Here is a 21416-nt window from a genome sequence, read left to right as displayed (position 1 = left end):
ATTGACTTGGCAAGAACCCACATCTAAAATGACCACATGTAGTTACAAAGAGCAATCTCATGGAAACTGTGCAAATTCGCGATGCCAAGGCCAGCTTTTCTGCCTTGGTGGCGGCGGCTGAAAAAGGCCGCCCCACCTTGGTCAGTCGGCATGGGCAACCCTGCGCCATGATTGTGCCCGTGGCTGACGGGGCTCGTCTTTACCCGCTGGAGATGCCCAACTTGGCCAACTACCTGCTCGCACTGCCAGAACCCTTAGAGACCGAGCGCGACAACACGCCATTGAGGGGTATTGACTTTGACTAAGGGTTATCTGCTCGACACCAGCGTGGTGTCGGTCTTGGCCCCGGGGCGAGAGGCTTTTGTGCCCAGCCCCTTTGGGCAATGGCTTCAGGCACACCACCAGCAATTGTTTTTGCCCGCCATTGCTGTTGCTGAAATGGCGCAAGGCATTGGTAAGTTGCGACGCAACGGTAGTGCGGACAGGGCCGACCGCCTGGACCGCTGGTTAGATGGTCTGCTGGCGGCCTATGCTGACCGCATCTTGCCACTGGACGCCGCAGCAGCCCGATTGGCTGGACAAATATCAGATGCCGCCATGGCCCAAGGACGTCATCCCGGCTTTGCCGATGTGGCCATTGCCGCATTGGCACAGCATGCTGGCTTGGTGCTGCTCACTTGCAACCTCAAGCACTTTGCGCCGCTGGGCGTGACATGCCTTGACCCATTGGTTGATCTGCCAGGCTGAGCACTGGATCCACTTCAAATTGGGCGCAGGTGCCTGCGCCTGTCTCATCAACGGTTCTTCAGCATGTCCAGCAATTGGGGCAAGCCCTGCGCGGCTTTGGCTCGGCATTCCACCGTGGTGTAGCCCGACACTTCTGATCTATCAGGGTTGATCTCGGCCACGAACTTGCCCAATTGGTGGGCATTGATCGGCAGCTCAGCCGCAGGGAACACCACACCCGATGTGCCAATGACCAGCATGGCATTGCAGGTGTCCACCAGGTCTTCGGCCATGCGAAATTCTTTTTCCGGCATGGACTCGCCGAACCAGACCACGCCGGGGCGGATGTAGCCACCGCAGTGCTGGCATTCCGGTGGGTCCAAATGCGTCAAGGTCTGATCTGGCAGCCCTGGCGCAAATTCACCCGGGCGGGCGCAGGCAGCACAGCGCGGCGCAAACAAACTGCCATGCAAGTGAATGACGCTCGAGCTTCCTGCGCGTTCGTGCAAGTTGTCCACGTTTTGCGTGACCACATCCACCTGAACGGCATGACCATGGACGCTGCGCAATGTGTCGGCCAATTGAGCCACCGCTATGTGCCCTGCGTGTGGCTGGGTTTCAAGCACAGCGCCGCGACGGCCTTCGTACCAGGCCCAAACGCGGTACTTGTCTTCTCGCCAACCTGCGGGTGAAGCCATTTCGCGGGTGTTGAACTTGGCCCACAGGCTGTCGGGCTTGTCGCGGAAGGTGGCAATGCCGCTTTCTGCCGACATGCCTGCGCCGGTGAAGACGACGATGCGACGTGCCTGGATCAATTGGTCTGCGATTTTTTGAAGTGCCGTGGTGTCCATGATGATTCCTTGTTGAGCGACATTGAAGTTTAAAAACCGGTGCGACACAATGCGTCGCCTGCGGTTTGAATCAGCTCTATGCAACTCTTTGAGAACCTCTAAATTGCGGCGGCTTGGATGGGCAGCTTTGCCTCAAACGTCGCATCCAACAGCGTAAGGTCAACACTGCAGACCACACATCTTCAAGTGGTCTTGTTGAAAATCCCGTTTTTTGTATTCACCTCGCAGGGTGTTCGATTCGGGCAGCTAATTGCCAGAGGTGGCAAACCGGAAAAGTGATCCGCTAGAACGGCCCTTGGCCTGCAAGCAGACCGTATCCAGAAACTGATGAACTGACCAAGATCGTGACCATGGACTGCCACGTCGCTGCGCTCCTCGCAGTGACGGCATGGCAGTCATCTGGCCACGTTGTTGTGCTCATCGCAGTTTCGGTATGGCGACCTTCTAACTTCTCGCGACGTCGCTGCGCTCCTCGCAGTGACGGTATGGCAGCCTTCAGGCAACGTTGTTGTGCTCATCGGAGTGACGCTATGGCGATCCCTAATCTGTAACGGAAGCGAAGCCATTCATGGCCACACCTCAGCGCGGCAAGCGCGGCGCGTCTTCCACCACCTCGCGCACTTCAACGTCTACCACCTGGTCATCGTGGGCGCTTTGGCGCCCATTGTGGCCTTCAAAGCCCTGCGAAGGCCCGGCACGAAAGCCGCCTTGCTTGAAGTTCTGGCGCATGGCGCTGAACTGTTGCCAGACCAGCACCACCTGGGGCTTGCGACCCGTCAACAGCCAACGCAGCGTGGCATAAACGGTGTAGCAGGCCACGCCAAAGAGCAAGGCCACCAGAAAGGCCAGCCCGAGCAGGGCCATGAAAATTTTGGCGATCCAGTTCATCCAAAGGTCCTGTTCAGGTCAAGGCAGACGGTCAAGCGCCTGCATGTAATCGGCCGAGCGCACCAGTTCGTCCCAGTGTCGGGCGGGAGATCGGGGCAAGAGGTTCAGGCGCCGCTCTTCGCTGATCTCACTGGGGGTCCAGTGGCCCTTGAGTTGGGCTTCGGCCAGTTGGTCGAGCACCTCGTCCAGCTCGGCGCCACCGTTCACGGCCGAGCGGTTGCACAGCAAGGCCAGGTCGCAGCCCGCGTGCAGCGCGGTGATGACGGCCTGGGTGTAGCTGAGGGTTTGCCCCTCCAGCTGACGTGCAGCGGCCATCGACAGGTCGTCGGTGCAGACCACACCTTGGAAACCCAGCTGAGCCCGCAAAATGTCTTGCAGCCAGCGCGGTGAAAAGCCCGCTGGACGGCTGTCCACCTTGCTGTAGATCACATGGGCAGGCATCACGGCCGTGAGCACACTGGTGAGCCATTGGTAAGGCTGTGCATCGTCAGCCAAAATGGTTTTGAGGCCGCGTTTGTCCACCGGCAGTGCCACATGCGAGTCGGCCTTGACGGCGCCGTGCCCCGGGAAATGTTTGCCGCAGTTGCCCATGCCCGCTTGCAGCAGGCCTTGCATCAGGCTGCGGGCCAGCAAGCTCACCACACGCGGGTCCCGCGCAAAAGCGCGGTCGCCGATCACGCCACTCTCGCCATGGTCCAGATCCAGCACAGGCGTGAAGCTGAAGTCCACACCACAAGCACGCAGCTCGCTGGCCAGCACAAAGCCCGCCGAGGTGACCGCTTCGCAGGCCTTGAGCACGCCGGAGCCGGGCTGGCCCTTGTCGTCTTGCGACCACAGTTCGCCCAGGGCACGCATGGGTGGCAAATGGGTGAAGCCGTCGTTGCGAAAGCGCTGCACCCGGCCACCTTCATGATCGACCGCGATCAAGAGGTCGGCTCGGATGTTTTTGATCTCGGCACACAGCTCGGTGAGTTGTGCACGGCTTTGCCAGTTGCGGCCAAACAAAATCATGCCGCCCACCAAGGGGTGGGCCAAGCGGCGGCGGTCCACCTCGGTCAAGGTGGTGCCAGCAATGTCAATGATCAGGGGGGCGTGCAGTGTCATGAGGTGTGGATTCCATGTGGGGCGCCAGCGCGGCAAATCAAGGGCGCGGAGGGCTTTGGGTTTCGACCACGCAAAAGCTGGCGGCGTATTCGGATTCGTCGGTCACGGTGATGTGGGCGCTGAGGTTTTTGGCTTCAAACCAATCTTTAAGAACCCCATGCAGCACGATGACCGGCTGACCACTGGGCAGCTTGGCCACCTCGCACAATCGCCAAGTCATGGGCATGCGCATGCCCAGACCAATCGCCTTGCTGAACGCTTCTTTGGCCGAGAAACGGGTGGCCAGATAGCGCACACCGCGCTCGGGCCAGCGGGCGCTGCGGGCCTTCCAAGTGGCCATTTCGGCGTCGGACAGCACCTTGGCGGCAAAACGCTCGCCGTGCTTGTCCAGGCTGGCCCGGATGCGGCGGATGTCGCAGATGTCGGTGCCGATGCCGTAGATCATGGGTTCAGGCAAGCCAAATACGCCTGCACTGTGGCGGTGTAACCCATCTCCAGCGCGTCGGCCATGAAGGCGTGGCCAATCGAGACTTCTTGCAGCCCTTTGACGGCGGCCACAAAGGCGGGCAGGTTGTCGCGGTTGAGGTCGTGGCCTGCATTCAGGCCCAAACCTGCTTGTGCGGCGGCCACGGCCGCATCTGCATAACGTTGCAGCTGCGCGGCATTCTCTGGCGTACCCCAAGTCGCGGCATAGGGCTCGGTGTAGAGCTCCACCCGGTCGGCGCCCACGGCGCGGGCAGCGGCCATTTGTTCTGGGATCGGGTCCATGAACAGGCTCACACGCACGCCCAGGGCCTTGCATTCGTCGATCAAGGGTTTGAGGCGCTCGGCGTCCTGCGGGAAGGCCCAGCCATGGTCGCTGGTGAACTGGCCTTCGCTGTCGGGCACAAAGGTCACTTGGTGCGGGCGCACGGCACGCACATGGTCCATCAGGTTGTGAAAGGGGTTGCCTTCGATGTTGAACTCGCGCTCGGGCCAGGCCTTCATGAGGGCGTGGAGCTCGGGCACGTCACTGGCGCGTATGTGGCGCTCATCGGGCCGGGGGTGGATGGTGATGCCTTGCGCACCCGCTTGCAGACAGAGCTCGGCCGCGCGCGTTACGCTGGGGATGCCCAGGTGGCGCGAGTTTCGCAGCAACGCGACTTTGTTGACGTTGACCGAAAGGGCCACGCCTTGGGAAGAAGGGGTCGCGGAGGTGTTCATAAAGTTTGCAAGTCCAGCATCATTTGGCGTGTGCGCAAAGCGCCCACACCACAATGGTAGTTGAGCAAGAGGCGCAAGGGGCGCTGCAGCAGCACCAGCAGGTCGGCGCACTCGCGCAGCAAGGCGGCAAAAGGACTGGGCGACGCCAGCGCCGCGTGCAGTGCCAGCCATTGCTCGCCGCGCAGGGCTTGGCGGTCATCGCTGACCCACTGCAGCCCCGCCTCGGGCACAAGCGCATAACTGTCCTTAGGCGACAAAGGCTTGAGGGTCAGGGTTTGTTGGTTCAGGGGGGGCAGCAAACCCATTTCGCGCAGCAGCAGCAATTCAAAGCCACGCAAGGCCCATTGCAGGGCGTCCGGGTCACCACTGGCCAGCAGGCGCACGGCAGCGGCATAGACCTCGAACAAAGCGGGGTGCGGGTCGTCGCGGGCCGTCAGGCGCATCAGCAACTCATTGAGGTAATAACCCGACAGCAGCGCCTCGCCCGTGGGCATGACGTGGCCGCCCACCCATTCGGCCGACTTGAGGGTGCGGATGTCACCATCGCCCCCAAAGGCCAGCGACAAAGGCTGCAGCGGCAAGAGTACCGGGCGGAAGCTGGAGGTGGGCCGCTTGGCCCCTTTGGCCACCAAGGCCACCCGGCCATGGTGGCGGGTGAAGACTTCCAAGATCAAACTGGTTTCGCTCCAGTCGTAGCGGTGCAGCACATAGGCTGGCTCGTCTGCGATCCGCTTGGTGGCCATTGAAGCAGGCGTTACTCGTAACCGAAACTGCGCACACGGGCTTCGTCGTCGGCCCAGCCCGAGCGTACTTTGACCCACAGCTCTATGAACACCTTGGCGTCCAGCAGCTTTTCCAGCTCCACACGGGTTTCGGTGCCGATGCGCTTGAGCTTTTCGCCCTTATCACCGATCACCATGGCCTTGTGGCCTTCGCGCTCGACCACGATGGTGGCCGCGATGCGCAGCATGCGCTTGGCAGTGCGACCGGCTTCTTCTTCGAACTTGTCGATCACCACGGTGGAGGTGTAAGGCAGCTCGTCGCCCGTCAGGCGGAAGAGCTTTTCGCGCACCATTTCGCTGGCGAGGAATTTCTCGCTGCGATCGGTGAGTTCATCTTCGGCATGCCACCAGGGCTGCTCAGGCAGGTATTTTTCGCAAATGCCGAGCAGGCGTTCGATGTCTTTGGGTTGCTTGGCCGACATGGGCACAAACTCGGTGAAGGCGTGGCGCTCTTGCATGCTTTGCAGCCAGGGCGCGATGTCGCCACGTCGGTGCACGTTGTCGAGTTTGTTGGCCACCAGCAAAACCGGAATGCCGGGCTTGAGCAGCGCCAGCACTTTGGCGTCTGCCGTGGTGAAGCTGCCCGCCTCGACCACAAACAAAACCAAGTCCACATCACTCACCGCGCCGACCACGGTCTTGTTGAGCGACTTGTTGAGTGCGGTGCCGTGAATGGTCTGGAAACCCGGGGTGTCCACAAACACATACTGGGCAGCGCCCTGGGTGCGGATGCCGGTGATGCGGTGGCGCGTGGTTTGTGCTTTGCGCGAAGTGATGCTGATTTTTTGACCCACCAAGGCGTTGAGCAAAGTCGACTTGCCCACGTTGGGTTTGCCCACAATGGCCACCAAGCCGCAGCGCTGGCCTTCCACCGGTACAGGCGCGGGGACAGCAGCGACGGGCGGCAAGGCGGCGTCTTCTGAGGCATCGCGTGGCTGGATCGTCACACCCGCGATTTGAACGGGGCGGCGCATGGTTTGCTCTTGCGGCGTGCGTTCAGTTTCAGGCGTTTTTTTGTCGGTGCTCATGCGGCGCTTTCAGATTTCAGGGTCTGCAGCATGGCGGCTGCCGCTGCTTGTTCAGCAGCCCGACGCGAAGCGCCCGAGCCTTGCTGGGTTTGGCGCAATTCGGTGACCTCACAGGAGACCTCAAATTGCTGTCGATGCGCCGCCCCGGAGGTACCGACAACGGTGTACTTGGGCAACGCGAGCTTGCGCCCTTGCAGCCACTCTTGCAGTTCGGTCTTGGGGTCTTTGCCCACCGCCTGCATATCGGGCTTGATGTCCACTTGGGCAAACAATCGCTCGACCAAGTCTTGAGCATCCTTGTAGCCGCCGTCCAGGTACACCGCACCGATGATGGCTTCCAAGGCATCGGCCAGGATGGACGGGCGGTTTTGACCACCTGAGCGCATCTCGCCCTCGCCCAAGCGCATCACGACAGGCAAATCCAGGGTTTTGGCCAGTTGGTGCAAGGTGTCTTGCTTGACCAAGTTGGCCCGCACGCGCGACAAATCGCCTTCAGGCAAGCTGGCCAGTTGTACATACAGCAGGTTCGCCACCGACAGGTTCAGCACCGAGTCACCCAAAAACTCCAGGCGCTCGTTATGATCTGCGCTGAAGCTGCGGTGCGTCACCGCTTGCTGCAACAAGCCCTGCTGGCGAAAGGCATAACCCAGCCGAACTTGCAATTCGGACAAAACGGGGGAAGTTGCCACGCCCACCTCAGTCAAAAGCGCCAATGCGCTTGAGGTTGCCGAAGTTCATCCACACGAAGAAAGCTTTGCCCACGATGTTGGCGTCGGGCACAAAACCAAAGTAGCGCGAATCCAGTGAATTGTCACGGTTGTCCCCCATCATGAAGTAGTGGCCTGCGGGCACCTTGCAGGTCACGCCTTCGACGGTGTAGTTGCAGTTTTCGCGTCCGGTAAACTGGTCGGCGCCGGGCACAAAGGCCGGACGGTCATCGTCTTGCAGCGTTTGGTGCGGTTTGGCCCCGAGTGTTTCACGGCGCTGCTTGGAATAGCGCATGGTGGATTCATCAAAAAAGTCGGGCAGCACTTCGGTGGGCACTGGTTTGCCGTTGATCGTCAGGCTTTTGTTCAAGTAAGCGACCTCGTCACCTGGCAAACCGACCACACGTTTGATGTAGTCCACGCTGGGTTTGGGCGGGTAACGAAACACCATCACATCACCGCGCTGCACGGGCGCGCCTTCGGTGAGCTTGGTGTTGGCCACGGGCAGGCGGATGCCGTAATGGAATTTGTTCACCAAAATCAGGTCGCCGATGTGCAGCGTCGGGATCATGGAGCCCGAGGGAATTTTGAAAGGCTCGAACAGAAATGAACGGAGCACAAACACCACCACGATGACGGGGAAGAGCCCCGCCGTCCAGTCCAGCCACCAGGGCTGCATGAGCAGCTTCTCGCGGGACTCGTGGATGTCGGTGTCCACCTTGTCGATGCCCATTTTGGACAACTCGGCGCGGCGCTGGGCAGTTTCGGTTTCGAGCTGCGCCGCAGCTTTTTGCCGTTGCGGCAAAAACACGAAGCGCTCGGCCAGCCAGTAGATGCCTGTGACCACGGTGGCCATCAGCAAAAGCAAAGCGAAGTTGCCCTCAAGGTAACCCAGATACCAAGCACCGGCATAGCCTACAAAAGTGGCCAGCACCAAAGACGTTAAAAATTGCATCAATCTTCCACCTGCAAAATGGCCAAGAATGCCTCTTGGGGCACCTCGACCGAGCCAATTTGTTTCATACGCTTTTTACCCGCTTTTTGCTTTTCAAGCAGTTTGCGTTTGCGCGAGATGTCGCCACCGTAGCACTTGGCCAGCACGTTTTTGCGCAAGGCTTTGATGCTTTCTCGGGCAATGATGTTGGCCCCAATGGCGGCCTGAATCGCCACATCGAACATCTGGCGGCTGATGATCTCGCGCATCTTGGCCACCACGGCGCGCCCCCGGTACTGAGACTGTGAACGGTGGACGATGATTGAGAGTGCATCGACCTTCTCACCGTTGAGCAAAATGTCAACCTTCACCACATCAGAGGCCCGAAATTCCTTGAACTCGTAGTCCATCGAGGCATAGCCCCTACTGACCGATTTGAGTTTGTCAAAGAAATCCAACACGATCTCGCCCAGAGGCATTTCGTAGGTCAACATGACCTGACGACCGTGGTAAGCCATGTTGAGCTGAACACCACGTTTCAAGTTGGCCAGCGTCATCACCGGGCCCACATAGTCTTGCGGCATGTAAAGGTGCACCGTGACGATGGGCTCGCGGATTTCTTGAAGCTTGCCTTGGTCGGGCATTTTGGAAGGGTTTTCGACCATGACGACTTCGCCACCCGGCTGGACCACTTGGTAAACCACGCTGGGCGCGGTGGTGATCAGGTCTTGGTCAAACTCGCGCTCGAGGCGCTCTTGCACGATTTCCATGTGCAACAAGCCCAGAAAGCCGCAACGAAAGCCAAAGCCCAGCGCCTGCGAGACTTCGGGCTCGTAATGCAAGGACGCATCGTTGAGCTTGAGCTTTTCCAGCGCGTCGCGCAGGCCATCGTATTGGTTGGCCTCAGTCGGGTACAAGCCCGCAAACACCTGGGGCTGGATTTCTTTGAAACCCGGCAAAGCTTCAGTGGCGGGGCCCGCGTTGTTGGGGAGCTTTTTTTCCAGAGTGACCGTGTCGCCCACTTTGGCCGCCTGCAGTTCCTTGATGCCCGCGATGATGTAACCCACTTCGCCCGCCTTGAGCGATTCGCGGGGCTGGTTGGCAGGAGTGAAAACGCCCAAGCTGCCCGCTTCATAAACTGCGTTGCTGGCCATCATGCGGATGCGCTCGTTTTTGAGCAACTGGCCATCGACCACACGCACCAGCATGACCACACCCACATAGGTGTCGAACCAGCTGTCGATGATCATGGCGCGCAGCGGCGCATCCGGGTTGCCTTTGGGCGCCGGAATGCGGGCCACCACAGCCTCGAGGATTTCTTCAATGCCCATGCCGGTCTTGGCCGAGCAGGGAATCGCATCGGTCGCGTCGATGCCAATCACATCTTCGACTTCGGTGCGTGCGTTTTCGGGATCTGCATTGGGCAGGTCCATCTTGTTGAGCACCGGCACCACCTCCACACCCAAGTCGAGCGCGGTGTAGCAGTTGGCCACGGTCTGCGCTTCCACGCCCTGGCTGGCATCGACCACCAGCAAAGCGCCTTCGCAGGCCGACAACGAGCGGCTCACTTCATAAGAGAAGTCCACATGACCCGGCGTGTCGATCAGGTTGAGGTTGTACACCTGACCATCCAGGGCTTTGTATTGCAGCGCAGCCGTTTGCGCCTTGATGGTGATACCACGCTCTTTTTCGATGTCCATCGAGTCCAACACCTGCGCTTGCATGTCGCGCGCATCCAAGCCACCACAGTGTTGAATCAAGCGATCGGCCAGCGTGGATTTGCCATGGTCGATGTGGGCAATGATCGAAAAATTTCTGATGTGATTCATCAAGGAAGTTCTGCAAGTGTTTGTGGATCAACGATCCGGAAAAGAAAAAAGGGCGCGTCTGGTGGTGACGCGCCCTGAACCAACAATCAATGGCAACTGCGATAGTTGGGACTTCATTGTAGGCAAATTGGCCCAATCGCACAGCCCCGCTACCGGGTTAGGCAGGTCGTTGCTGCTATGCAACATGAAACTTATCAACAACTTATCCACAATTGACACTGCAAGCGGGTGAACAACTTGTGGGCTGTCTGTGGATCGTCGGTGGACACATACGGCAAATCCCGCATGGTGAATCAAGACCTGCTCTATATGCCATGAATGGCGGTTCAAGACGGTTGATTTTATCCAAATTCGGCATGAGACCCCAAATATGTTAGCGAATACAAACTTCACAAATATTTTTAAGCGCTGCCCCACCCTCTTAAAAAATGACGTTTGGACCCAACAACCCCAAAACCACAGGGGTTTCAAGGTTGCCAGGCTTGCAATCCATCAAGGGGCAGGTCGAATCAGCACGTACTGCGCCCCATCACCCCGACGGATCAGTACGCTGACTGGCCTGGTCTTGTCGATGCGCGCCATCAGCGATTCAAACACCTGAACCGAGCTGACGTCGGTGTTGGCCACGGCCAGGATCAAGTCGCCCTCGCGAATGCCGGCCCGTGCTGCGGCTTCCACTGCGGCGTCGACCCGTACACCTGAACGAACACGCGCTTCTTTCTTTTGGGCCTCGCTCAAGTCACTCAAGCTCAGACCCAAGTGGGCGATCTTGACGGGCGGGGCTTTTTTCTCGGGTGCAGCCGTAGCCACTTTTTCTGGCTCGATTTCGGCCACAGTAACCTTCAGGTCCTGGGTTGCGCCTCGGCGGAACACCGTCAGCGCCACTTGGCTGCCGGGTTTCGTGTTGCCCACCGCGCGGGGCAAATCAGCGGGTTTTTCAATCGGCTTGCCATCAAAACGGGTGATGATGTCACCCGCCTCGATGCCGGCTTTTTCGGCAGGAGAACCTTCTTCCACGCCGCGCACCAGCACGCCTTGCGCTTTGCCCAAACCAATGGACTCGGCCACCTCTTTGGTCACTGGCGCAATTTGAACCCCAATGCGGCCGCGGCTGACCCGGCCCGAGGACCTCAGCTGCTCACTGACCCGCATGGCCTCGTCCATGGGAATGGCAAAAGAAATGCCCATGAAGCCCCCCGAGCGGGAGTAGATCTGGCTGTTGATGCCCACCACTTCACCACGCATATTGATCAACGGGCCGCCAGAGTTGCCGGGGTTGATCGCCACATCGGTCTGAATGAAGGGCAAGTAGTCACCGGTATCGCGCTGCTTGGCGCTGACAATACCTGCCGTCACGGTGTTCTCTAGACCAAAGGGCGAACCGATGGCCATAACCCACTCGCCCACACGCAGGCGGCTGACATCGCCCACCTTGACTGCGGGCAGACCCGTGGCCTGGATTTTCACAACCGCCACATCGGTGCGCTTGTCGGCACCCACAATGCGCGCCTTGAATTCGCGTTTGTCGGTCAAGGTCACCATCACCTCATCAGCCCCTTCGACCACGTGCGCGTTGGTCATGATGTAACCATCAGCGCTCAGGATGAAACCTGAACCCACGCCCCGGGGTTGGGCTTCTTGCTCGGGCCGGTTTTGCCGAGGACTCTGGCGTGGTGCGTTGGGCATGGGAACCCCAAAAAAGCGGCGAAACAGCTCCTGCATCTCTTCGTCCTGCCCGCCAGCGCCGGGCGTGCTGGGGCGCACTTTTTCAAGGGTTCGGATGTTCACCACCGAGGGCCCAACCTGCTCCACCAAATCAGTGAAGTCGGGCAAGCCACGCACCACAGCAGCCGGGGCTTGCGCCAAGGCTGCAGATGTGGACACCATGGCCCATCCTGTCAGCAGTGCAGTGACCATGTAGGCCGATGCGGCCGTCCTCGTCCATTTGTTGTTCAGCACAAAAAGCCTCCTTGTGTCGGTCTAAACCGGATTTAAGCGCTATGACACATGCGGGTGAAAGCGGCCATTTCAAGCCACCTCAAACACCCTCTTGCGATCTCCCATCTGACAACGCCACCGTCTTCGGGCGCGAATATACAGCGCATCTAAATCCGTGCCACTTTGAGGGCATCGCGCCCGCCTGTAACCAGGCGCTGGCCCGTCGACCCTGAGCACGGCCCCGCTCGTCCAGTGGCTGGACCCACAACAACAGGCCTTGGCCGGTGTCCAGGCCCACCGAGACGGCTACGGGCTGGGTTGAGTCAACCGTGTCTGCATCGGCTTGCCAAAACCAGATATCGCCGCTCCAGCCCAAACGCCCATGGGTCAGTGCTTGCCTGGGAGCCCAAAGCGTAGCGGACACAGCGCATGTGGCCCACATCAACCAACCGGCCCACAACTTGGGGCCTGAGACCAGCGTTTGCATTTGCCAGCTGACCATGCCCACAGCCGAAAGCCCGCAGACGGCCACCAGCAAAATGCGGCCTAAAGCAAAACGCCCCACCGGGTAAACCACAGGCGGGGCGTTGTACATGGCTTGAACCTTGCCTGATGGGCTGTCAGAGGCGTTTGAAAACCAAAGAGCCGTTGGTGCCGCCAAAACCGAAATTGTTCTTCAAAGCCACATCAATTTTGAGGTCGCGTGCGGTGTTGGCACAGTAGTCCAGATCGCACTCCGGGTCGGGGTTGACCAGGTTGATGGTCGGCGGCACTTTTTGATGGTGCAGCGCCAGCACGGTGAACACGCTCTCAATGCCGCCCGCACCACCCAACAGGTGACCGGTCATGGACTTGGTGGAGCTGACCACGGTTTTGTACGCATGGTCGCCCAAAGCCGCCTTAATGGCATTGGTTTCGTTGATGTCACCTAGCGGCGTGGAGGTGCCGTGTGCGTTCAGGTAATCGATCTGGTCGGCATTGATGCCTGCATTGCGCATGGCGTTGATCATGGCGCGGCGGGGGCCGTCCATGCTGGGCGCGGTCATGTGACCGGCGTCAGCACTCATGCCATAGCCCGACAGCTCGGCATAGATTTTGGCGCCACGGGCCTTGGCGTGTTCGTACTCTTCAAGCACCATGACACCTGCGCCTTCACCCAGCACAAAACCATCGCGGTCTTTGTCCCAAGGACGGGAGGCTGCTGTGGGATCGTCGTTGCGGGTCGACAAGGCGCGCATGGCGGCAAAGCCACCCACACCCAACGGCGAAACGGTGCCTTCAGAACCCCCTGCGATCATCACGTCGGCATCGCCGTATTCGATCAAGCGGCCGGCTTCGCCAATGCTGTGCAAGCCTGTGGTGCACGCGGTCACTACAGCCAGGTTGGGGCCCTTAAAGCCATGGCGCATCGACACATGGCCCGAAATCATGTTGATGATCGAGGCAGGTACAAAAAATGGGGAGATGCGGCGCGCACCGCGTGCCGTGTACTCGATGTGGGTGTCTTCGATCAGCGGCAAGCCGCCAATGCCTGAACCAATCACAACACCGGTGCGACAAGCCTCTTCTTCACCCAGCGCGTCGCCTGATGGCAAACCGGCGTCTTGAATTGCCTGAGCCGCTGCAGCAATGCCGTAATGTATGAATCGGTCCATCGTCCGCGCCTCCTTGGCGCTGATGTAGGACTCGAGGTCAAAATTCTTGACTTCTCCCACAATCCGACAAGACATCGCCGAAGCGTCAAATCGGGTGATGGGACCAATGCCGGACTGGCCGGCAAGCAGGTTGGACCACGCCTCAGACACCGTGTTGCCCACGGGGCTGACGCATCCCAAACCCGTGACTACAACGCGGCGCCGGGACATCGTCGATCAGGCCTTCTTGCTTTGGGCGTAGTCGATCGCAGCTTGCACCGTGGTGATTTTTTCTGCGTCTTCGTCAGGAATTTCGATGCCGAACTCGTCTTCGAGTGCCATCACCAGTTCCACCGTGTCCAGGGAGTCGGCACCCAGATCGGCCACAAAGGCTTTTTCGTTGGTGACTTGTGACTCTTCAACGCCGAGTTGCTCAGCAATGATTTTCTTGACACGTGCTTCGATATCGCTCATGGGGTCCCTCTGAGGGTTGTGAAAAAAGAAGATTTTACCTGTCCGGAAGGGGGGTCCGGAAATCAGGCCATGAACATGCCGCCATTGACATGCAATTCCTGTCCGGTGACATAGCCAGCACCTGGTCCAGCCAAGTAGGCCACCGCATGCGCGATGTCATCGGGTTGCCCCAAATGGCCCAGAGGAATCTGGCCCAACAAGGCTTTGTGCTGTTCTTCGGGCAGACTGGCCGTCATGTCAGTGGCAATGAAACCGGGGGCCACACAGTTGACGGTGATGTTGCGGCTGCCCAACTCGCGGGCCAGCGCGCGGGTCATGCCCGCGACACCCGCCTTGGCGGCGGCGTAATTGGCCTGCCCCGGGTTGCCCGATGCACCCACTACGCTGGTGATGCTGATGATGCGGCCATAGCGCTGCTTCATCATGGGACGGATCACGGCTCGGCTCATGCGGAACACCGCCTTGAGGTTGGTGTCGAGCACCGCATCCCAATCGTCGTCTTTCATGCGCATGGCCAGGTTGTCGCGGGTGATGCCGGCGTTGTTGACCAGCACCTGCAAGCCGCCGTGCTCTTTCACAATGGCGTCGATCAGAGCAGCGCCCGCGTCGGCGTCATTGACATTCAGGTTGGCCCCCCGACTGCCGGAAAAGGCCGACAGGGCCTGACTGATCTTGGCAGCCCCTTCGTCGCTGGTGGCGGTGCCAATCACCACATAGCCTTGTTGGGCCAAATGCAGGGCAATCGATGCACCGATGCCGCGAGATGCGCCGGTGACGAGTGCAATTTGTTGTTGCGCTTCGCTCATGCCAGGATTCCTTTCACTTCAGCCAGAGTGGTGGGGTCGTACAGAGCCGCGCCATTCAGTTCGGCGTCAATTCGCTTGGTCATGCCCGCAAGCACTTTGCCAGGACCGCACTCGACCACGGTATTCACGCCACGGGCCTTAATGGCCTGCACGCACTCGACCCAGCGCACCGGACCAAAGGCCTGGCGGTACAGCGCATCGCGGATGCGGTCAGCTTCAGTTTCGATGGCCACATCGATGTTGTTGAGCACCGGGATCTGAGGCACACCCAAGGCCAGCATGGCCAGTTTTTCGCGTAGCTTTTCAGCGGCGGGCTTCATCAAAGTCGAGTGAAATGGGGCTGACACGGGCAAGATCAGCGCGCGCTTGGCGCCCATGCCTTTGAGTACTTCGCAGGCTTTGTCCACTGCGGCTTTGCTGCCGGCGATCACGGTTTGCGCTGCGTCGTTGAAGTTCGCAGCTTGCACCACTTCGGCGCTGCCTGCCGGGAAAGTGGCTTGCGCCTCCTGGCAGCCGGCGATGACTTTGTCCGAAGCCAAACCCAAAATGGCGGCCATGGCCCCAACGCCCACGGGCACAGCTTCTTGCATGGCAGCGGCGCGCAGGCGGACCAAGGGCGCAGCTTGGGCCAGTGTCAACACACCCGAAGCCACCAGGGCGCTGTACTCGCCCAATGAGTGGCCAGCCACCACCGATGGCTTGGCACCGCCTTCTGCCAACCAAGCGCGGTAAGCCACCACCGCTGACACCAGCATCACCGGTTGGGTGTTGGTGGTCATGGCCAATGCTTCTTTGGGGCCTTCGCGGATCAACTGGGCAATGTCTTCGCCCAAGGCATCAGAGGCTTCTTTGAGGGTTTCGAGCACCACAGGGTGGTCACCCCAGGCGTCCAACATGCCCACCGATTGGGAGCCCTGACCGGGAAAAACAAACGCAAATGAGGTCATGTGCAAATTTTGGGTATCTGTAAAGAATCCGAGAAAGTGAAATGGGGCGTGCCGTGCATCACTGACTCGGGTCTGTCAAATCAACAGCGAATCAGTAACGCAAGAGGACTGAGCCCCAAGTGAAGCCACCGCCCACGCCTTCGAGCATGAGGGTCTGGCCTCGCTGGATGCGCCCGTCGCGAACAGCAGTGTCCAGCGCCAGCGGAATCGAGGCGGCCGAGGTGTTGCCATGCTGATCCACCGTCACCACCACCTTGTCAGCGCCCAGCTTGAGCTTGCGCGCAGTGCTTTGCATGATGCGGATGTTGGCCTGGTGCGGGATCAGCCAGTCGATGTCGGCTTCTGTCAAGTTGGCCTTGGCCAAGCTGGCGCGAGCGGTTTCATCCAGCACGCCAACCGCGAGTTTGAACACGGCCTGACCGTCCATCTTGAGCACGGGATCGCCCAGAATGCCGCCCCGGTTGACGTGCCCCGGTACGCACAAAATGTCTTTGTACTTGCCATCAGCATGCAAATCGGTGGCCAAAATACCGGGCTGTTCAGACGCTTCAAGCACGACCGCGCCTGCACCGTCGCCGAACAACACACAAGTGGTTCTGTCTTTAAAGTCGAGGATGCGGCTAAAAATTTCTGCGCCAATGACCAAAGCCCGCTTGGCGGAACCGGATTGGATCATCGAATCGGCAACGGTCAATGCATAAACAAAGCCGCTGCACACGGCTTGGACGTCAAATGCGGGGCAACCTGCTGCGCCCAGTTTGTGCTGAACCATGGTCGCCACCGACGGGAACACCATTTCGGGGGTCGATGTGGCCACAATGATCAGGTCAATGTCTTGCGCAGCCACGCCTGCCGCGCTGAGTGCCTGGCGGGCGGCTTCAGTGGCCAGATCGCTGCAGCCTTGTTCGTCGGCCGCAAAGTGCCGTGCACGGATGCCTGTGCGCTCGACTATCCAGTCGTCAGAAGTCTCAACGCCCTGCTGTGCCAGTTCGGCCGCCAGGTCTGCGTTGGTCAGGCGTTTTTCCGGCAGGTAGCTGCCGGTGCCCAAAATGCGGGAATAAATTCTCATGGTGTGGTGACCGCTGGTTCTGCCCGCTCGGCGTGCGCTCCCATCAACAAAGGGGCCGCATGCGCGATGCGTTCACGAACGCGGTCCAGCAATTGGTTTCGGCCTGCATCATAAGCCCGGTTCAAGGCCGTCTCGAAAGCGATCTCGTCTGCCGATCCGTGGCTCTTAAAAACCAGCCCGCGCAAACCCAGCAATGCTGCGCCGTTGTATCGGCGGTGGTCGACGCGATTTTTAAATGCAGATAGAACTGGATAAGCCAAAATTGCAACTATTTTGGTGAAGATGTTGCGAGAAAACTCATTTTTCAAAAAGCCGCCAATCATGGTGGCCAAGCCTTCACTCGCCTTCAGTGCCACGTTGCCGACAAAGCCATCGCAAACCACAATGTCCACAGTGCCCTTGAAAATGTCATTGCCTTCCACATTGCCATGAAAATTCAAATCTCCAGAGTTGCCTGCAGAACGCAGCAATTCGCCTGTTTTTTTGATGATTTCATTGCCTTTGATGGCTTCTTCGCCAATGTTGAGCAAACCAACCGAAGGTTGGTCCTTGTTTTGCAGCACAGAGACCAAGGCTGAACCCATGACGGCAAATTGGAGCAAATGCTCGGGCGTGCAGTCCACATTAGCGCCCAAATCGAGCATGGTGGTTCCGCCGCCCTTGAAGTTGGGCATCTGGCCCGCAATGGCAGGACGGTCAATCCCGTCCATGGTCTTGAGTACATAACGGGCAATGGCCATCAAGGCACCCGTGTTGCCCGCAGAGACAGCGGCGGCGGCCTTGCCATCGCGCACCTGCTCAATGGCCACACGCATGGAGGAATCTTTTTTCTTACGCAAAGCCACTTCGAGCGAGTCGTCCGACTCCACCACTTCGGTGGCCCCTATTACCTCGGCTCGGGGATCGGCAAAACCAGCGAGTTCCTCTGCTCGACCCACCAACAAGAGGCGCGCATCCGAGTGCGTAGACAGAAAACGTCGGCAGGCCGCCAGCGTGACGCGTGGGCCGTGGTCGCCGCCCATACAATCGACAGCCAGAGTGATCGGGGTGGGCGAGGTCATTGAATCCTTGGGCTGAAAACCGGGCAATACAAAGCAAAAGCCACAAAAACAAAAGCCCGAGGCTACTCAAAAAAAGTAGCGCCGGGCCTCTTGAGGCTTGAGGGCTGAAGCCGATCAGGCTTCGGACTTGTTCTTCAACACTTGGCGGCCACGGTAAAAACCGTTGGGGCTGATGTGGTGACGCAGATGTGTTTCGCCTGTTGTGGGTTCAACCGCAATACCTGGCACATTCAGGGCATTGTGCGAGCGGTGCATTCCGCGCTTGGAGGGCGATTTTTTGTTTTGCTGAACGGCCATGATGGCTCCTTGGAAGCTTGTGGAGGCCGCGCCAATGAAAACGCAGCTTCTGGTTGATGAGAGTGTCGCCCGGAATAACTGGGCTTAGCCATCGATTATATCCTAAGCAGAACCCGTTTGGATACAGACTTTTGGCCTCTTTAAGTCAACTTATCTGTTTTAAGACCCACAAGAATCCCAAAGGGGTTGGGTCGCCGCGCTGCATCTTCAAATTCAGGGTCTGCAACAGACATTGGCATCTCTTCGGGGCACTCCTCGTGCAAAGGCACCAAGGGCAAGGACAAAATTAACTCATCTTCGATCAATGCCAGAGCGTCAAAATCGCGGCTGATCACCAAAATGTCTTCTTCAGCCTCATCATCCAGCGCCATCGCTGTGGCTTCATCGGCGACAAAACGGAAACTCCGTTCGGCCTGCACCGTCTCCAGCACCGGCGTCAGGCAGCGTTGGCATTGCAGGGGCAAACTCACCAGCGCGTTCAAATCCAGCCAAATCTGGTCAGCGCCGCCCGATTGCGGGACCGATCGACCTTGCAATTGCCAAGCCACCGGCCCCGAAGGCATGTCACTGCCGAACAATTCCTGCGCCAATCGCGGCCAATCGGCCAGCACGCCCTGCCCATTCAGGCTGAGTGTGTCGCGGGCAAAAGTCACCACGTCAAGGTGTTGAGGGTCCAATTTTTTTTCCATGGCTGCAGTGTAAGAGAATCACCCATCTGAATTTCATCAGGGCCAGCGCTTTGACCTCGATCTTGACCAACTCTGCCCCCCCCGTCCGCCCAGTGGTGCTGGGCTCGACCTCGCGTTACCGGCGCGAGCTGCTAGAGCGTCTGCGCATCCCATTCACCGTGAGCGCGCCCGATGTGGACGAAACACCCCAGCCGGGAGAAGCGCCTCAGGCCTTGGCCCTGCGGCTGGCCCTGGCCAAAGCCCGGGCCGTGGCGGCCTTGCACCCCGAGGCGGTGGTGATTGGCTCGGACCAGGTGGCCGATTTGGCGGGCAAACCCCTGGGCAAGCCAGGCGAACACGCGCGAGCCGTGGCGCAGTTGCGCCAGATGCGCGGCCAGACGGTGATCTTTCAAACCGCGCTGGCCGTGGTCTGCTTGGCCGCAGGCTTTGAAGAAGTGGCCTTGGCTGAGGTCCGCGTGGTGTTTCGCGATCTGAGCGACGAAGAGATCGAGGCGTATTTGCAAGCTGAACAACCCTACGACTGTGCAGGCAGCGCCAAGAGCGAGGGTTTGGGGATTGCGTTGCTGGAATCCATCGACAACGACGACCCGACCGCACTGATTGGGTTGCCGCTGATCCGCACCGCGCGTTTGCTGCGCCAAGCCGGAGTGAAACTGCTGTGAACGCGCCAAAATCACTCAAAGGTCGTCTGTTTTTAGTGCCCACGCCACTGGACTTCGGCTGCACCGAGCAAGCCCCCATCACCGATGTGCTGCCCACCAGCACACTGGCCACCGCCGCAGGCATCCAGCATTGGGTCTGCGAGAACGCCAAGAGCACCCGCGCCTTCCTCAAGCGCGTGGGTCAAACACATCCGCTGATCGCCCCCCTGCCCGAACAAAGCATCACCGAATTGCCGCGTCACGTCCACAAAAAAGGCGACCACCAATCGGGCTTTGACGGCAAACCGCTGCTGGCCGCTGCCTTGCAGGGGCACGATGTGGGACTGGTGAGCGAAGCGGGCATGCCCGCCGTGGCGGACCCGGGCAGTTCGGTGGTGCGGGCTGCACACGATCTGGGCATAGGCGTGGTGCCTATGGTGGGTCCGATGTCTTTGTTGCTGGCCTTGGCTGCCAGCGGCCTCAATGGCCAGAGCTTCGCCTTTGTGGGTTACTTGCCTCAAGACGCGGCCGAGCGCGCTTCCCGCTTGAAGCAACTGGAGTCACTGGCCCTCAAAACCGGGCAAACCCAGTTGTGGATCGAAACCCCCTACCGCAACGCGGCCATGCTCGACGGCCTGATACAGAGCCTGAACGCCAACACTCGACTGGCCATATCGAGCGGCTTGACGCTGCCCTCCGCCCATATTCAGAGCCACACCGTCGCGCAATGGAAAAAGGGCCTCAAAGGCCCTGATGGACACACGCCCGCGGTTTACGCCATCGGGCCGTAAAGCCCCGGTGGGCCTAGCGGCTCAGCGCAAACCGGTGCTGTTGCGCAGGGCACGGACCGAGCCCTCGCCTACCGCCGCGCCAAAGCGCTTGACCAAGCGCTCAGCCACGTTTTCACGCTGCGTGTAATCAATCACATCTGGCGCTTTGACCACTTCACGGGCAACGCCGTCCAGACTGCCCAAGCTGTCGGCCAAACCCAGATCCACCGCCTGTTGGCCACTCCAGAACAGACCACTGAACATTTCCGGGGTTTCTTTCAAGCGATCGCCACGGCCTTTCTTCACCACTTCAATGAACTGCGAGTGGATTTGGTCCAGCATTGCCTGGGCATGCTTGCGCTGCTGCTCGGTTTGTGGGCTGAACGGGTCCAGAAAACCTTTGTTGGCACCCGCCGTCATCAAACGACGCTCCACGCCCAACTTGTTCATGAGCTCAGTGAACCCAAAGCCGTCCATCAGCACACCAATGCTGCCCACAATGCTGGCTTTGTCCACATAGATTTGGTCTGCCGCAGCCGCAATGTAATAAGCAGCTGACGCGCAGGACTCTTCCACCACAGCATAGATGGGCTTGTTGTGCAAAGCCCGCAAACGAACAATCTCATCGTTGATCAGGCCCGCCTGAACCGGACTTCCGCCGGGAGAATTGATGAGCAAAACCAGTGCCTTGGAGCCCGAATCTTCCAAAGCCAAGCGCATGGAGGACATGATGTTTTCGGCACTCGCTTCGGCTCCAGAACCAATTTCACCCACGATGGACACCATGGCCGTGTGCGGCGAGCTAGGGCTGATGGTGGTCGACCTGTAAGTGAACAGCTGCCAAAAAACCACCGCCACAAGTACCAACCAAGCCAAGCGAATGCCCACCTTCCAGCGGCGGGCGGTTTTCTGTTCATCCAAATTGGCAAAGGCCAAACGCTCCAACGTCTGGCGCTCCCACCCCACATCGGTGCTCGATGTGACTTTGGCTGTTTCTTGGGAGGCTGAGGCGGACGCGTGGTCTTGGGGGTCTTGCAT

25 protein-coding genes are annotated in these 21416 nt (G+C 59.3%); 4 read left to right on the top strand and 21 right to left on the bottom strand.

Annotated elements, in window-relative coordinates; genetic code table 11:
* The first annotated feature begins 59 nt into the window (after window positions 1-59).
* Window positions 60-305, top strand: coding sequence for a type II toxin-antitoxin system Phd/YefM family antitoxin (locus tag B9Z49_RS08400; RefSeq protein WP_108352985.1), 246 nt, complete (start codon window positions 60-62; stop codon window positions 303-305).
* A complete protein-coding gene (locus B9Z49_RS08395; RefSeq protein ID WP_199225017.1) occupies window positions 292-747 on the top strand; it encodes a type II toxin-antitoxin system VapC family toxin in 456 nt (151 codons plus the stop codon). The genes B9Z49_RS08400 and B9Z49_RS08395 overlap by 14 nt, the downstream gene beginning before the upstream one ends.
* Window positions 748-794: 47 nt before the next feature.
* On the opposite strand, the gene B9Z49_RS08390 is transcribed toward B9Z49_RS08395, so the two are convergent.
* The 20 genes from B9Z49_RS08390 to B9Z49_RS08295 all read right to left on the bottom strand — a co-directional run bounded on the left by B9Z49_RS08390 (window position 795) and on the right by B9Z49_RS08295 (window position 18967).
* The gene (locus B9Z49_RS08390) at window positions 795-1577 is read right to left on the bottom strand and encodes an NAD-dependent protein deacylase (RefSeq protein ID WP_108352983.1); all 783 of its coding nucleotides are present in this window, start codon (window positions 1575-1577) and stop codon (window positions 795-797) included.
* 579 nt (window positions 1578-2156) lie between these two features.
* Window positions 2157-2465, bottom strand: coding sequence for a hypothetical protein (locus B9Z49_RS08385; RefSeq protein ID WP_108352982.1), 309 nt, complete (start codon window positions 2463-2465; stop codon window positions 2157-2159).
* 18 nt (window positions 2466-2483) lie between these two features.
* Window positions 2484-3569, bottom strand: a complete 1086-nt coding sequence (nagZ, locus tag B9Z49_RS08380) for a beta-N-acetylhexosaminidase (protein WP_108352981.1) — start codon at window positions 3567-3569, stop codon at window positions 2484-2486.
* Between the two features lie 37 nt (window positions 3570-3606).
* Window positions 3607-4014: a holo-ACP synthase gene (gene acpS, locus B9Z49_RS08375; RefSeq protein ID WP_108352980.1), complete on the bottom strand. Its 408-nt coding sequence runs from the start codon at window positions 4012-4014 to the stop codon at window positions 3607-3609.
* A complete protein-coding gene (locus B9Z49_RS08370) occupies window positions 4011-4772 on the bottom strand; it encodes a pyridoxine 5'-phosphate synthase (RefSeq protein WP_108352979.1) in 762 nt (253 codons plus the stop codon). The genes acpS and B9Z49_RS08370 overlap by 4 nt, the downstream gene beginning before the upstream one ends.
* On the bottom strand, window positions 4769-5515 hold the full coding sequence (gene recO, locus B9Z49_RS08365; RefSeq protein ID WP_108352978.1) for a DNA repair protein RecO: 747 nt from the start codon (window positions 5513-5515) through the stop codon (window positions 4769-4771). Before recO ends, B9Z49_RS08370 begins: the two co-directional genes overlap by 4 nt.
* Window positions 5516-5526: 11 nt before the next feature.
* A complete protein-coding gene (era, locus tag B9Z49_RS08360; RefSeq protein ID WP_369913503.1) occupies window positions 5527-6528 on the bottom strand; it encodes a GTPase Era in 1002 nt (333 codons plus the stop codon).
* Between the two features lie 50 nt (window positions 6529-6578).
* Window positions 6579-7271, bottom strand: a complete 693-nt coding sequence (gene rnc, locus B9Z49_RS08355) for a ribonuclease III (protein ID WP_369913499.1) — start codon at window positions 7269-7271, stop codon at window positions 6579-6581.
* 7 nt (window positions 7272-7278) lie between these two features.
* Complete coding sequence (lepB, locus tag B9Z49_RS08350; RefSeq protein WP_108352977.1) at window positions 7279-8244, bottom strand: signal peptidase I; 966 nt, start codon at window positions 8242-8244, stop codon at window positions 7279-7281.
* Window positions 8244-10052: a translation elongation factor 4 gene (gene lepA / locus B9Z49_RS08345; RefSeq protein WP_108352976.1), complete on the bottom strand. Its 1809-nt coding sequence runs from the start codon at window positions 10050-10052 to the stop codon at window positions 8244-8246. Before lepA ends, lepB begins: the two co-directional genes overlap by 1 nt.
* A 492-nt stretch (window positions 10053-10544) precedes the next feature.
* Window positions 10545-11969 (bottom strand): DegQ family serine endoprotease, encoded by a 1425-nt coding sequence (locus B9Z49_RS08340; RefSeq protein WP_108353046.1) that lies wholly within the window; start codon window positions 11967-11969, stop codon window positions 10545-10547.
* Window positions 11970-12090: 121 nt separating this feature from the next.
* A complete protein-coding gene (locus B9Z49_RS08335; RefSeq protein WP_108352975.1) occupies window positions 12091-12585 on the bottom strand; it encodes a hypothetical protein in 495 nt (164 codons plus the stop codon).
* A 25-nt stretch (window positions 12586-12610) separates the two neighbouring features.
* The gene (gene fabF, locus B9Z49_RS08330) at window positions 12611-13855 is read right to left on the bottom strand and encodes a beta-ketoacyl-ACP synthase II (protein ID WP_108352974.1); all 1245 of its coding nucleotides are present in this window, start codon (window positions 13853-13855) and stop codon (window positions 12611-12613) included.
* Between the two features lie 6 nt (window positions 13856-13861).
* Window positions 13862-14098 carry an acyl carrier protein gene (gene acpP, locus B9Z49_RS08325; RefSeq protein ID WP_019427049.1) on the bottom strand — a complete coding sequence of 79 codons (237 nt, stop codon included), beginning with the start codon at window positions 14096-14098 and terminating at the stop codon, window positions 13862-13864.
* A 62-nt stretch (window positions 14099-14160) separates the two neighbouring features.
* Entirely contained in the window at window positions 14161-14904 is a 744-nt protein-coding gene (gene fabG, locus B9Z49_RS08320) for a 3-oxoacyl-ACP reductase FabG (protein WP_108352973.1), read from the bottom strand.
* Window positions 14901-15851 carry an ACP S-malonyltransferase gene (gene fabD, locus B9Z49_RS08315; protein ID WP_108352972.1) on the bottom strand — a complete coding sequence of 317 codons (951 nt, stop codon included), beginning with the start codon at window positions 15849-15851 and terminating at the stop codon, window positions 14901-14903. The genes fabG and fabD overlap by 4 nt, the downstream gene beginning before the upstream one ends.
* A gap of 91 nt (window positions 15852-15942) precedes the next feature.
* Window positions 15943-16920 carry a beta-ketoacyl-ACP synthase III gene (locus B9Z49_RS08310; RefSeq protein ID WP_108352971.1) on the bottom strand — a complete coding sequence of 326 codons (978 nt, stop codon included), beginning with the start codon at window positions 16918-16920 and terminating at the stop codon, window positions 15943-15945.
* Entirely contained in the window at window positions 16917-17981 is a 1065-nt protein-coding gene (gene plsX, locus B9Z49_RS08305; RefSeq protein WP_108352970.1) for a phosphate acyltransferase PlsX, read from the bottom strand. Before plsX ends, B9Z49_RS08310 begins: the two co-directional genes overlap by 4 nt.
* 114 nt (window positions 17982-18095) lie before the next feature.
* Window positions 18096-18278: a 50S ribosomal protein L32 gene (gene rpmF, locus B9Z49_RS08300; RefSeq protein WP_005794249.1), complete on the bottom strand. Its 183-nt coding sequence runs from the start codon at window positions 18276-18278 to the stop codon at window positions 18096-18098.
* 140 nt (window positions 18279-18418) lie between these two features.
* Entirely contained in the window at window positions 18419-18967 is a 549-nt protein-coding gene (locus B9Z49_RS08295; protein WP_108352969.1) for a DUF177 domain-containing protein, read from the bottom strand.
* Window positions 18968-19017: 50 nt separating this feature from the next.
* Between B9Z49_RS08295 and B9Z49_RS08290 the strand changes: the two genes are divergently transcribed.
* Both B9Z49_RS08290 and B9Z49_RS08285 read left to right on the top strand, forming a co-directional pair.
* Window positions 19018-19629: a Maf family nucleotide pyrophosphatase gene (locus B9Z49_RS08290; protein ID WP_369913498.1), complete on the top strand. Its 612-nt coding sequence runs from the start codon at window positions 19018-19020 to the stop codon at window positions 19627-19629.
* Window positions 19626-20399, top strand: coding sequence for an SAM-dependent methyltransferase (locus B9Z49_RS08285; RefSeq protein WP_108352968.1), 774 nt, complete (start codon window positions 19626-19628; stop codon window positions 20397-20399). The genes B9Z49_RS08290 and B9Z49_RS08285 overlap by 4 nt, the downstream gene beginning before the upstream one ends.
* A gap of 21 nt (window positions 20400-20420) precedes the next feature.
* Here B9Z49_RS08285 and B9Z49_RS08280 read toward each other — a convergent pair whose 3' ends face one another.
* The gene (locus B9Z49_RS08280; protein ID WP_108352967.1) at window positions 20421-21416 is read right to left on the bottom strand and encodes a S49 family peptidase; all 996 of its coding nucleotides are present in this window, start codon (window positions 21414-21416) and stop codon (window positions 20421-20423) included.

Origin of the sequence: Limnohabitans sp. 2KL-51, from assembly GCF_003063645.1 — a bacterium.
Classification (GTDB): Bacteria; Pseudomonadota; Gammaproteobacteria; order Burkholderiales; family Burkholderiaceae_C; genus Limnohabitans_A.
The sequence above is the reverse complement of the archived record's forward strand: the minus strand, read 5'-3'. Positions and strand labels throughout refer to the sequence as shown.

What these genes read in the sequence shown, in the direction of transcription:
- B9Z49_RS08400 (WP_108352985.1), top strand. Translation starts at nt 60, where the DNA reads ATGGAAACTGTGCAAATTCGCGATGCCAAGGCCAGCTTTTCTGCCTTG.
- B9Z49_RS08390 (WP_108352983.1), bottom strand. Translation starts at nt 1,577, where the DNA reads ATGGACACCACGGCACTTCAAAAAATCGCAGACCAATTGATCCAGGCA.
- B9Z49_RS08385 (WP_108352982.1), bottom strand. Translation starts at nt 2,465, where the DNA reads ATGAACTGGATCGCCAAAATTTTCATGGCCCTGCTCGGGCTGGCCTTT.
- nagZ (WP_108352981.1), bottom strand. Translation starts at nt 3,569, where the DNA reads ATGACACTGCACGCCCCCCTGATCATTGACATTGCTGGCACCACCTTG.
- acpS (WP_108352980.1), bottom strand. Translation starts at nt 4,014, where the DNA reads ATGATCTACGGCATCGGCACCGACATCTGCGACATCCGCCGCATCCGG.
- B9Z49_RS08370 (WP_108352979.1), bottom strand. Translation starts at nt 4,772, where the DNA reads ATGAACACCTCCGCGACCCCTTCTTCCCAAGGCGTGGCCCTTTCGGTC.
- recO (WP_108352978.1), bottom strand. Translation starts at nt 5,515, where the DNA reads ATGGCCACCAAGCGGATCGCAGACGAGCCAGCCTATGTGCTGCACCGC.
- era (WP_369913503.1), bottom strand. Translation starts at nt 6,528, where the DNA reads ATGCGCCGCCCCGTTCAAATCGCGGGTGTGACGATCCAGCCACGCGAT.
- lepB (WP_108352977.1), bottom strand. Translation starts at nt 8,244, where the DNA reads ATGCAATTTTTAACGTCTTTGGTGCTGGCCACTTTTGTAGGCTATGCC.
- lepA (WP_108352976.1), bottom strand. Translation starts at nt 10,052, where the DNA reads ATGAATCACATCAGAAATTTTTCGATCATTGCCCACATCGACCATGGC.
- B9Z49_RS08340 (WP_108353046.1), bottom strand. Translation starts at nt 11,969, where the DNA reads ATGGTCACTGCACTGCTGACAGGATGGGCCATGGTGTCCACATCTGCA.
- B9Z49_RS08335 (WP_108352975.1), bottom strand. Translation starts at nt 12,585, where the DNA reads ATGTACAACGCCCCGCCTGTGGTTTACCCGGTGGGGCGTTTTGCTTTA.
- fabF (WP_108352974.1), bottom strand. Translation starts at nt 13,855, where the DNA reads ATGTCCCGGCGCCGCGTTGTAGTCACGGGTTTGGGATGCGTCAGCCCC.
- acpP (WP_019427049.1), bottom strand. Translation starts at nt 14,098, where the DNA reads ATGAGCGATATCGAAGCACGTGTCAAGAAAATCATTGCTGAGCAACTC.
- fabG (WP_108352973.1), bottom strand. Translation starts at nt 14,904, where the DNA reads ATGAGCGAAGCGCAACAACAAATTGCACTCGTCACCGGCGCATCTCGC.
- fabD (WP_108352972.1), bottom strand. Translation starts at nt 15,851, where the DNA reads ATGACCTCATTTGCGTTTGTTTTTCCCGGTCAGGGCTCCCAATCGGTG.
- B9Z49_RS08310 (WP_108352971.1), bottom strand. Translation starts at nt 16,920, where the DNA reads ATGAGAATTTATTCCCGCATTTTGGGCACCGGCAGCTACCTGCCGGAA.
- plsX (WP_108352970.1), bottom strand. Translation starts at nt 17,981, where the DNA reads ATGACCTCGCCCACCCCGATCACTCTGGCTGTCGATTGTATGGGCGGC.
- rpmF (WP_005794249.1), bottom strand. Translation starts at nt 18,278, where the DNA reads ATGGCCGTTCAGCAAAACAAAAAATCGCCCTCCAAGCGCGGAATGCAC.
- B9Z49_RS08295 (WP_108352969.1), bottom strand. Translation starts at nt 18,967, where the DNA reads ATGGAAAAAAAATTGGACCCTCAACACCTTGACGTGGTGACTTTTGCC.
- B9Z49_RS08280 (WP_108352967.1), bottom strand. Translation starts at nt 21,416, where the DNA reads ATGCAAGACCCCCAAGACCACGCGTCCGCCTCAGCCTCCCAAGAAACA.